The organism is Cohnella sp. GbtcB17 (genome assembly GCF_019091135.1).
Lineage (GTDB): Bacteria > Bacillota > Bacilli > Paenibacillales > Paenibacillaceae > Cohnella.
The window spans coordinates 93,014-103,114 of record NZ_JAGXJW010000027.1; the positions used below are offsets into that span (position 1 = coordinate 93,014).

A 10,101-nucleotide genomic window follows, 5' to 3' on the forward strand; every position below is an offset into this window, starting at 1 on the left:
CTGAAGTATTCGCTGCGCTTTGCGCCGTTTCCTGCTTATTTGCGAAGCTCCGCACTGAAAGATTGTTCCAGCCGGGCTACGACGGACTGCTGCGCTTCGGCGATCTCCTCGTCGTTCAGCGTACGGTCCGGATGACGATAGACGAGCGAGAGCGCCACGCTCTTTTTGCCTGCGCCGAGGCGCTCGCCCGCGTAAACGTCGAACACGCGGACAGATTCGAGCCACTCGCCCGCCGCCTGCCGGGCGGCCTCAACCAGGGACGCTCCCGGCACCGATCCGTCGACGACGACGGCCAGGTCCCGCTCGGCGGACGGGAAGCGCGGCAGCGTGCTGTATTCGATGCGGAAATCCGCCGCTTCGTAGAGCGGCTTCAACTCGATCTCGGCGGCGTAGGCGTCGCCCAGATCGAACTCGCGCTGCAGCTCCGGATGCAGCTGACCGACATAGCCGATCGTCGCTTCGCCGGACGCGGTCGCCAGCTTCAACGCCGCCGTGCGGCCCGGATGGAAATCGCCCGGCTGCGCCTGCTCGAAGCGGACCGCGCCGGTCAGGCCGAGCCGCGCCAGCAGCTTTTCGACGACACCTTTCGCGTCGTAGAAGTCGTAAGCGGCCGCCGTCTGGTTCCAGCCCGCGCCCTGCCGGTTGCCCGTCAGCAAAAAGGCGAGCCTCGGGTGCTCCTCGGGCAATGTCGTAAGCCGTTCCTCCGCCGAATGGTACACGCTTGCGATCTCGAACACCGCGGCGTTCGCGTTGCGGCGCGACTTGTTGTAGGCGGCGGCCTCGAGCAAATTCGGCAGCAGCGTCGCGCGCAGCGCGCTGCGCTCCTCGCTCATCGGCATCGCCAGTCCGATCGGGCGCATGCCGTCGGCAGCTCCGGACAGCTCGGGGAACAGCGCGGCCCTGCCGGCCGAGGTGACGGAGTATGTCACAGCCTCGCTCAGCCCCGCTTCGGACAGCAGCTTGCGAAGCTCTCTGCGAATGGCCTGGGACTTCGTAAGCGCCCCCGTCGTCGTCGGTCCTTCGATGCGGGTCGTCGGGATGCGGTCGTAGCCGTTGAGGCGCGCGACCTCCTCGATCAGGTCCACCGCGCGCGTAATATCGCCGCGGCGCGACGGCACGGTCAGGCGCCAGACGCCTTCGCCCGCCGGCTCGGCGGCGAATTGCAGCCGCGACCAGATCGTCTTGACCTCAAGTGTGGACAGCGACGTGCCGAGCATCCGGTTGATCCGGTCGAGCGACAGCTCGATGACGGCGGGCGCAGGCGTCGCGAGGCGCACCTCGGAGACGCCGTCGGTGACAAGACCGCCGGCCGTCTGCGCGATCAGCGAAGCTGCGCGGTCCAGCGCGCCGAGCACGCGCTCGGGGTCGACGCCCTTCTCGAAGCGGGCCGATGCCTCGGATCGCAGGCCCAGCTGGCGCGACGTCTTGCGAACCGGAGCGCCGGCGAACCTGGCGGATTCGAGCAGGATGTCGACCGTGTCGGTCGTCACTTCGGTATCGAGGCCGCCCATGACGCCGGCCAGCGCGATGGCGCGCTCGTCGTCGGCGATGACCGGCATATGCGGCTCGAGCTTGCGCTCCTGCCCGTCGAGCGTGACCAGCGTCTCGCCTTCGCGCGCGAACCGGACGCGGACGGCGCCTTTAACCTTGGCGGCGTCGAACGCATGCAGCGGCTGGCCGTATTCGAGCATGACGAAGTTGGTGACGTCGACGACGTTGCTGATCGGCCGAATGCCGGCTGCGATCAACCGGTTTTGCAGCCAGAGCGGGGACGGCCCGATCTTGACGCCCTTCACGACGCGCATCGCGTAGTGGCTGCAAGCCTCCGCCGATTCGATGGCGACCGCGATCGCGTCGGCAGTCTTGTCGGCAGCCGCGTACAGCGCCTTGTCCGGCTCCGGCAGCGAGAGCGGCCGGCCGGTCAGCGCGGCGGTCTCATAAGCGACGCCCAGCAGACTCAGGCAGTCCGAGCGGTTCGGCGTCAGATCGAGCTCCAGCACCGAATCGTTCAGGCCGAGCAGGTCGGCGATATCGGTGCCAACCTCGGTGTCCGGCGGCAGCACGAGGATGCCCTCCTGCAGCTCCTTGGGCAGCAGCTTGTCGTTGATGCCCAGCTCCCTCGCGGAGCAGATCATGCCCTGCGATTCGACGCCGCGCAGTTTGGCGCGCTTGATCTGCAGGTCGCCCGGCAGCTTTGCGCCGACGAGCGCGACGGGCACCTTCTGCCCGGCCGCTACGTTGGGCGCGCCGCAGACGATCTGCAGCGTTTCGCCCGTGCCGGCATCGATTTTGCACACGTTCAGCTTATCCGCGTCCGGGTGCTTTTCCTTTTCCAACACATAGCCGACGACCGTCTTCGTGACGCCCGCGTTGCGGGAGACGCCGTCGATCTCGATGCCGCCTCTCGTGAGCAGATCGGCGAGCTCCTGCGGTTCGATACCGCCGAGATCGATATATTCGCTTAACCATTGATAGGATACGTTCACGCGTTATCCCGCTCCTTCCATTTCCACTGTCGCTAATCTATCGGCCTTGGCCGTCACATGCGGGCGAATTGCCCGAGAAACCGCAGATCGTTGTTGTAGAAGTGACGAATATCGTCGATGTCGTACTTCAGCAGGGCGATACGCTCGACGCCCATGCCGAAGGCGAAGCCGGACACCTGCTCGGGGTCGAAGCCGCCGTGCTCAAGCACCTTCGGATGCACCATGCCGCAGCCGAGAATCTCGATCCAGCCCGAATGCTTGCACATCCGGCAGCCCTGTCCGCCGCACTGCGTGCACGTAACGTCGACCTCGGCGCTCGGCTCGGTGAACGGGAAGAAGCTCGGACGAAGGCGAATCTGCACCTGCGGGCCGTACATCGCCTGGACGAACTGGAGCAGCGTGCCTTTCAGGTCGCTCATGCGGATGTCGGGACCGACGACCAGCCCTTCGATCTGGTGGAACATGAACGAGTGCGTCGCGTCGTCGTCGTCGCGGCGATAGACGCGGCCCGGGCAGATGACCTTGAGCGGCGTCGCGCCGTCCGCATTTTTCATCGCACGGATCTGTACCGGCGACGTATGCGTGCGCAGCAGGATCTCGTCCGTAATATAAAAGGAATCCTGCATGTCACGCGCCGGATGATCCTTCGGCAGATTGAGCGCTTCGAAGTTGAAGTAGTCGGTCTCGACCTCGGGACCTTCAGCGATCGTGTAGCCCATGCCTAGGAAAATATCTTCGATCTCCTGCGTGACCTTGGTCAGCGGGTGGATACTGCCTGTCGCGACGCTTCGGCCCGGAAGCGTGACGTCGATCGTCTCGGCGGCAAGCCTGCGCGCCGTCTCGGCACGGTCGAAGGCAGCTTGCTTGTCGGCCAGGACGGCCTCGATGGCGGCGCGCACGTCGTTGGCCACCTGTCCGATGACCGGCCGCTCCTCCGCGCTCAGTCCGCCCATCCCCCGAAGAATTTCCGTGAGCTGGCCTTTTTTGCCCAAATAATGCACGCGCAGATCGTTCAGGCGGCCGGCGTCGGCCACCTCCTGCAATTGCGCCAGCGCTTCGACGCGCAGCGCCTCCAACCGGTCCTTCATGATGCCTCTCTCCTTCATCGCTTGGTCTATCCGCCGGCCCGCCCTTTTGCGAACCGACAAAAAAGGCCCTTCCTCCCCGTAAAAGGGACGAAAGGACCGTGGTACCACCCTAATTGGAAACCGCCTCGCGACTTCGTCTGCCTCTGGCAGCGCCGTCGTCAAGCGCGAATTCCCGCTCGAACGGCGTAACGTGCCGTTGACGGTGCGCTCTACTGGCCGTCGCTGCCTGGCATCGTCGGCGTTCAAGCGACTGCTCCGGAGTGAAATTCGGCAGCTCTTCTCCTCGGGTACGCTCCCAGTCTCGGCGTCCCCTCCCTGGTCAGGCAGGCGCTGCTTACTTGTCTCCATCGTCGCATTTATTCATGTTTGCTTTGAATTACTGACTATTATAGGGGAACGCGCCACGTCAAGCAAGCGGACGCGGGCAAATGGGAGACAAAACAATTATTGATTGGAAAGAACATGACATAATGGCCAGCGTTTGCATCCATTTGCGCTTATCGGCACCGTCTTGAGTACTGCTTCCGGGTGGCGGCTCTTGCATCGCGAATAAGTGCACGATACGAATGCTCAAACAACCTCGCCGCGTTGTATCGCGCAAATGTGCACGATCGTGCCGTGAAATGGACGATAGATCGAGCGAATTGAGCCATGTATCCGCACAATTGCGCGATAGGCCGCCTCATTGTCCAATCGGACTGTGCATCCTGCATATTTGCGCGATAGACAAGTAGCTGACGGTCGCGGTGTTCCAGGCGTGCGCGATACATAAGCGGTAATCGTCCTTCACGCGCAGCCGAGAAAACATCCTGCAAAACGACGCTAGCGTCCGTCGCTGATAGACGCTTCCGCCGGCAGCCTGCCGTCGCGCCAGGCCGCATGCTTCAAGCTGGCCGTGCCGGCGCCTAGCGGGAGGCGCGCCGCGAGTGCCGCGGCGACGAACGACTTGGCATCGCGGCAGGCGGTTGGCACGTCCCGGCCGAGCGCCATGGACGCGCAGGCGGCAGCGGCGAATGCGCAGCCAGTGCCGCGGGCGCTTGCTCCCGGCAAGCGCCGTCCGCGCAGCAGCAACGGCTCGGCGCCGCCGTCGGCCGCGCTCACCAAAATATCGGCGCATGCGTCGTCCGCGGCATGCCCGCCCTTAAGCAGCACGTAGCGCGATCCCCAGGCGAGCAGCGATCTCGCTGCATCGACGCGCTCGCCGAGTAAGGCTAGCTCGGGCTCGCGAACGCCGAGCAAGGCAGCCGCCTCGGGCACGTTCGGCGTCGCCAGCTCGGCCAGCGGGAACAGCAGCCGCGCCGTCGCTTCGAATGCGCCGCGATCCGCCAGCGCATAGCCGTCCTTGGACTGCCGCACCGGATCGACCACGAGTCTGCGAACGCCGAAACGTCTAAGCGCGCCTGCAACGACCTCCGCCGCATCTAGCGTCGGCATCATTCCCGTCTTGGCCGCGTCCGCGCCTAAATCGGCGAGCACGCTCTCCAGTTGGGCCGCGATGAGCCGCGGCGATACCGGATCGGCCCGCTGTACGCCCAAGCTGTTTTGCGCAGTGACCGCCGTGACGACGCTCATGCCGAATACGCCGAGCTCCTGAAACGTTTTTAAGTCGCCCTGGATGCCGGCGCCTCCCCCGCAGTCCGAGCCGGCGATCGTGAGGGCGCGAGCCGGGACGCTCCCGCGGCCCCGATCCTCGGCGCCCGCCGGAGAGACCATGGCTTCGTCGCTCATGCAGTCGTCGCCCCCTCTCGCTCGCCGGCCACATACGCGCCGAAGCGATCGGGCCGGAACGCGCGATCCGCCCCGTCGCCGCCGGCTCCGCCTCCCGCTGCCAGCCAACGCCCGAACGCGGCCGACGTCGCCGGGCTCAGCAGGATGCCATTGCGATAATGGCCGGCGGCTATGTATACGCCGGGCCTACCGGGCACGGGGCCGATCAGCGGCCAGCCGTCCAGCGTAGCCGGACGCAGTCCTGCCCAGCTTTGCGCGGGCGCGGCGCCGGACAACGTGGGGAACAGCCGTCCGCCCGCGCGCACAAGCCGTCCGATGCCGCCTGCGGTCACCGTCCGATCGAAGCCGGCTTCGTCCTCGGAAGCGCCGCAGACGAGCAAGCCGTCGGGTTTGCCCACCCAATACGCCTGCGGCCCGAACACGATATGACGGAGGGAGACAGGCGCCGGATCGTACGCGCAAATTTGCCCCCTAATCGGATGTACGGGGATGCGCAAACCGAGCCAGTCCGACAGCCGGCCGCTCCATGCCCCGAGGCAGCAGCAAAGCGCGTCCGCCCCGATCGTGCCGCACGCCTCGAAGCGGACGGAGAGTCCGCCGGCTTCGCTTTGGCTGACGGCGGTCATCTCGCCTGCGTGCGGCAGCAGCTGCGCGCCAAGCCGCGCGCAAGCTGTGGCCAGCGCCTTGACCAGCAGCGGCGCCTGCACATGCGCTTCGTCCGGGCAGTACAGCGCTCCCGCAAGCCCCGATGGCAGACTCGGCTCGACCCGCGGCAAATCCGTCCCGTCGAGCCATTCCAGTCCGGCGCAGTGGCGAGTCTGCCAGGCGAGCCGACCGTGCAGCGACAGTGTATCCGCCTCGAGCAGCGCGACGTGCAGGCTGCCCGACCGGACGAAGCCCGCCGACATGCCGGCAGCTTCCTCGATTTCCGCCGTCCAGGCCGGATATCTGTCAAAGCTGTCCAGGCACAGGCGAAAAAAGGCGTCGGGACCTTCGCCGCTCTCGTAAAAAGGCGCAAGCATCCCCGCGGCCGCACCCGACGCCTGACCGCCGATCTCGCCGCGGTCGACGACGATCGCGCGCCAGCCCTGCTTCAGCGCTTCATAGGCGCAGGACAGGCCGACGATGCCGCCGCCCAGCACGAGCAAGGTCCGTTTCAAGGCTGCAGCCCCCCTGCCGCCGTCGGCGCCGCAAACAAGCCGCCCGCCTCGTCGCTGCTTGCCGAAGCGTACGCGCGCTGCGGAATTCGGCCCGCCCGGCGCGACAGCCATCCGGCCTCGACGCCAAGCCGCATGGCCGCGGCCATCCCGACGGGATCCCGTGCCTTCGCTACCGGCGTATTGACCAGGATCCCGTCGGCGCCAAGCTCCATCGCGGTCGCTGCATCTGAGGCCGAGCCGAGTCCGGCATCGACGATGACGGGTACGCGCGCGTTTTCCACGATCCACCCGATCTGATACGGATTTAGAATGCCAAGTCCCGTGCCGATCGGCGAGCCGCCGGGCATGACCGCCGCGGCGCCCGCTTCCTCGAGCCTAAGCGCCTGCATCGGATCGTCGGACGTATACGGCAGCACGGTGAAACCCTCGCGCGCAAGGCGTTCCGTCGCCCGCAGCGTCTCGACCGGGTCGGGAAGCAGCAGCCGCGGATGCCCGCTGATCTCCACCTTCACCCAGTTGCCAAGTCCCGCCTCCCTGGCCAGCCGGGCGATTCGGACCGCCTCGTCCGCCGTCGACGCGCCCGACGTATTCGGCAGACACACCAGGTCCTTGCCTTCCATCTGCCCGAGCAGCGGGTCGTCCTCGACGACGTCGAGGTCGATTCTGCGAACGGCGAAGGTGACGACCTGGGCGCCCGAAGCCTCCAGCGCCTCGCGCATGACGGCCGGGCTCGGGTACCGCCCCGTGCCCAGAAACAATCTGGACCGAAGCGTTATGCCGCCGATCTTAAGCGGCGAATATGCTGTATTCATCGATCAACCGCCTCCTACGAATTGTACGAATTCTACGCGATCGTCCGGACGAAGCCGAACGGCGTCCCAGTCCGCCCTCGGCACCGCTTCGCCGTTCAGCTCCGCCATCACCCGTCGCCCGGCAAGGCCGAGTTCGCCCGCGAGCGCGCCGATCGTGACGGCCTCGCTCCAGGCCTTTTTGCCGTTCAGCAGCAACGGGATTCGGCCGACGGCCTGATCCGCTGCGTTCGGGGCGGCGACGTCCCCGTTGAGCGCCGTTATCGTCGCCGTCCCGCGGTTCGTGCGCCGCCGGGCATCCTCCGCCTCCCAGCGCTCGATGCTTCGCTTCAGCGTGACGCAAACGGCAGCCGGGTCGGCGTGCCCGACGACAGCGGATACCGCACACAGACGCCGCGCGCCCGCCGCCAGCACTTCTTCTGCCGTCGCTGGCGAGATGCCGCCGATCGCAAAAAAAGGAATTCGCAGCTGCGATGCGGCCTCGGCCACATAGGCCGTCGTAACGGCTCGCCTGCCCGGCTTGGTCGCCGTCGGAAACACCGGTCCGACGCCCACATAGTCCGCACCTTCGCGTTCAGCTTTGAGCGCATGCGATAACTCGTGCGTGGAAATGCCGATCAGCATGCCTTTGCCGACTCTGCGCCTCGCTTCTTCCAAAGGCATGTCGTCTTGACCGAGATGAACGCCGTCCGCATCGGCGGCGAGCGCGAGCTCGACATCGTCGTTGACGATGAACAGTACGCCGTGGCGCCGGGTCAAAGCGCGCAGCATCTTGGCCTTCGCAAGCCGCGCCTCTGGCGTCCCCTCCTTGTCGCGAAGCTGAACGATGTCCGCGCCGCCCGCGATCGCCGCTTCCATGACCTCGACGAGCGGTCTGCCGGGATGATACGTTTCGCCCGTAATGACGTACAGCTTGCAGTCTTCGATCGCTCTCAATGCAGCTCCTCCTCCTCACGCTGATCATATTCCGGCGTTTCCAGCACATAGGCTCGGCATAGCCGAATCGCCGCTTCCGCCCCTTTCGCCTCGTCCTGGGCGACCGCCCCGCCGCGCACGAGCACCCGGCCGTCGGCGAACGCCGCCAGCGTCGCGCCGCACGGCGTCAGCGCCCGAACCAGATAGTCGTTGACGGCCAGAATACGGCAGCCGCGCCGTGCGAGACGGTCCGCGCAAGCCTTAGGCGCGAGCGGACCTCCCGTCGCGACTTGGATCGTGCTTCGTCCGCACAGAACGGTCGCTTCCAACGCCGCGGCGGGACGCTCCGGCTCCCTGGCGCGGGACAGGTCAGACTCTCCGCAGTAAGGACAGGACGGCCTGCCGGTCGGCAGCTTCGTCTCTCGCAGCGAGAATTGCCAGACGTCCGCCGTGATCCACGTTTGCCGCAGCGCGGCGCGGTTGCCGCTCAGCCACTTGAGCGCCTCCGCCGCCTGAAGCGCAGCAGCCAGCTCGACCGCCGGGCCTACCACGCCAGCCGTATCGCACGTGTCCCCCGCTTCCGCCTCGTCTTCTCCTCCGATCAGACAGCGAAGGCAAGCCGTATGTCCGGGCACGAGCGACGCGGCGCTCGCGGCAGATCCCGTCGCCCCGCCGTACAGGAAAGGGATGCCTCTGACAAAGCAGGCGTCGCTCAGCAAGAGACGGGTGTCCGCGTTGTCCGTGCCGTCGAGCACCAGATCTACGCCGGCCAGCAGCGCGCCGACATTCGCGGGCCCGATCTCGACTACGTGCGGCTCGATGCCTACGGCGCCGTTAATGGCTCGTAATCTTGCCGCCGCAGCGACGGCCTTCGGCGTCGACGCCGCCGCGTCCGCTTCGTCGAACAGCGACTGGCGATGCAGATTGCTTCGTTCGACAAAGTCTCGGTCGGCCAGCCTGACGGTGCCCGCACCAGCGCGAACCATCTGCTGGGCGAGCGCGCACCCGAGCGCGCCGACGCCCGCCACGAGGACGACCGAGCTGCCGAGCAAGCGCTGACCTTCCGCTCCGATCGGCGCGAAGCGCATTTGACGGTCGTATTTGGACTGCGACTCTTCATGCCAAACGGCGTCTTGACCGACAGCCGCAGATTCTTTGCCGAGTGCAGATGCCAGCGTCGTGGCGCTAGACATAGAGCTGCCCGCCCGCCGCCTTAAAGCCGTTCGCCTGCTCACGCATGCCCGTTTCCACCGCTTCCTCTTCGTTCAATCCGCGGGCGGCCGCATAATCGCGTATATCCTGCGTGATTCGCATGCTGCAAAACTTCGGTCCGCACATCGAGCAGAAGTGAGCCGTCTTCGCGCCTTCGGCCGGCAGCGTCTCGTCGTGGTAGGCCATCGCGCGCTCCGGATCGAGGGACAAATGGAACTGGTCGCGCCATCTGAATTCGAACCTCGCCTTGGACAGCGCGTCGTCGCGAAGCTTGGCCCGTGGATGGCCTTTGGCCAGGTCGGCCGCGTGCGCCGCAATCTTGTAGGCGATAACGCCGTCCTTGACGTCCTCTTTGTTCGGCAGGCCCAGATGCTCCTTTGGCGTAACGTAGCAGAGCATCGCCGTGCCGAACCAGCCGATCATCGCCGCGCCGATCGCCGATGTGATGTGGTCGTAGCCGGGGGCGATGTCCGTCGTGAGCGGTCCGAGCGTGTAAAAGGGCGCTTCCTGGCATACCGCCATCTGCCGGTCGACGTTTTCCTTGATCAGATGCATCGGCACGTGGCCAGGCCCTTCGATCATGACCTGGACGTCGTGCATCCAGGCAACTCGGGTAAGCTCCCCGAGCGTATCGAGCTCCGCGAACTGCGCTTCGTCGTTGGCATCCGCGATCGAGCCCGGCCCGAGGCCGTCGCCAAGCGAG

General features: G+C 66.2%; 8 protein-coding genes. All 8 read right to left on the reverse strand.

Annotated features, from left to right (window positions below; genetic code table 11):
- Positions 1-35 precede the first annotated feature (35 nt).
- The gene (pheT, locus tag KVT38_RS16380; protein ID WP_217594807.1) at positions 36-2,486 is read right to left on the reverse strand and encodes a phenylalanine--tRNA ligase subunit beta; all 2,451 of its coding nucleotides are present in this window, start codon (positions 2,484-2,486) and stop codon (positions 36-38) included.
- A 53-nt stretch (positions 2,487-2,539) separates the two neighbouring features.
- The gene (gene pheS, locus KVT38_RS16385) at positions 2,540-3,574 is read right to left on the reverse strand and encodes a phenylalanine--tRNA ligase subunit alpha (protein WP_217594808.1); all 1,035 of its coding nucleotides are present in this window, start codon (positions 3,572-3,574) and stop codon (positions 2,540-2,542) included.
- Between the two features lie 822 nt (positions 3,575-4,396).
- Positions 4,397-5,302, reverse strand: a complete 906-nt coding sequence (thiD, locus tag KVT38_RS16390) for a bifunctional hydroxymethylpyrimidine kinase/phosphomethylpyrimidine kinase (protein ID WP_254639272.1) — start codon at positions 5,300-5,302, stop codon at positions 4,397-4,399.
- On the reverse strand, positions 5,299-6,462 hold the full coding sequence (gene thiO / locus KVT38_RS16395) for a glycine oxidase ThiO (protein ID WP_217594809.1): 1,164 nt from the start codon (positions 6,460-6,462) through the stop codon (positions 5,299-5,301). Before thiO ends, thiD begins: the two co-directional genes overlap by 4 nt.
- Positions 6,459-7,274 (reverse strand): thiazole synthase, encoded by an 816-nt coding sequence (locus KVT38_RS16400; RefSeq protein ID WP_217594810.1) that lies wholly within the window; start codon positions 7,272-7,274, stop codon positions 6,459-6,461. The genes thiO and KVT38_RS16400 overlap by 4 nt, the downstream gene beginning before the upstream one ends.
- A gap of 3 nt (positions 7,275-7,277) precedes the next feature.
- Positions 7,278-8,207, reverse strand: coding sequence for a thiamine phosphate synthase (thiE, locus tag KVT38_RS16405; protein WP_254639273.1), 930 nt, complete (start codon positions 8,205-8,207; stop codon positions 7,278-7,280).
- Positions 8,204-9,379, reverse strand: a complete 1,176-nt coding sequence (locus KVT38_RS16410) for a ThiF family adenylyltransferase (RefSeq protein WP_217594811.1) — start codon at positions 9,377-9,379, stop codon at positions 8,204-8,206. Before KVT38_RS16410 ends, thiE begins: the two co-directional genes overlap by 4 nt.
- A partial coding sequence (locus tag KVT38_RS16415) for a phosphomethylpyrimidine synthase ThiC (RefSeq protein ID WP_217594812.1) occupies positions 9,372-10,101 on the reverse strand: 730 nt, incomplete at its 5' end. The genes KVT38_RS16415 and KVT38_RS16410, both read right to left, overlap by 8 nt.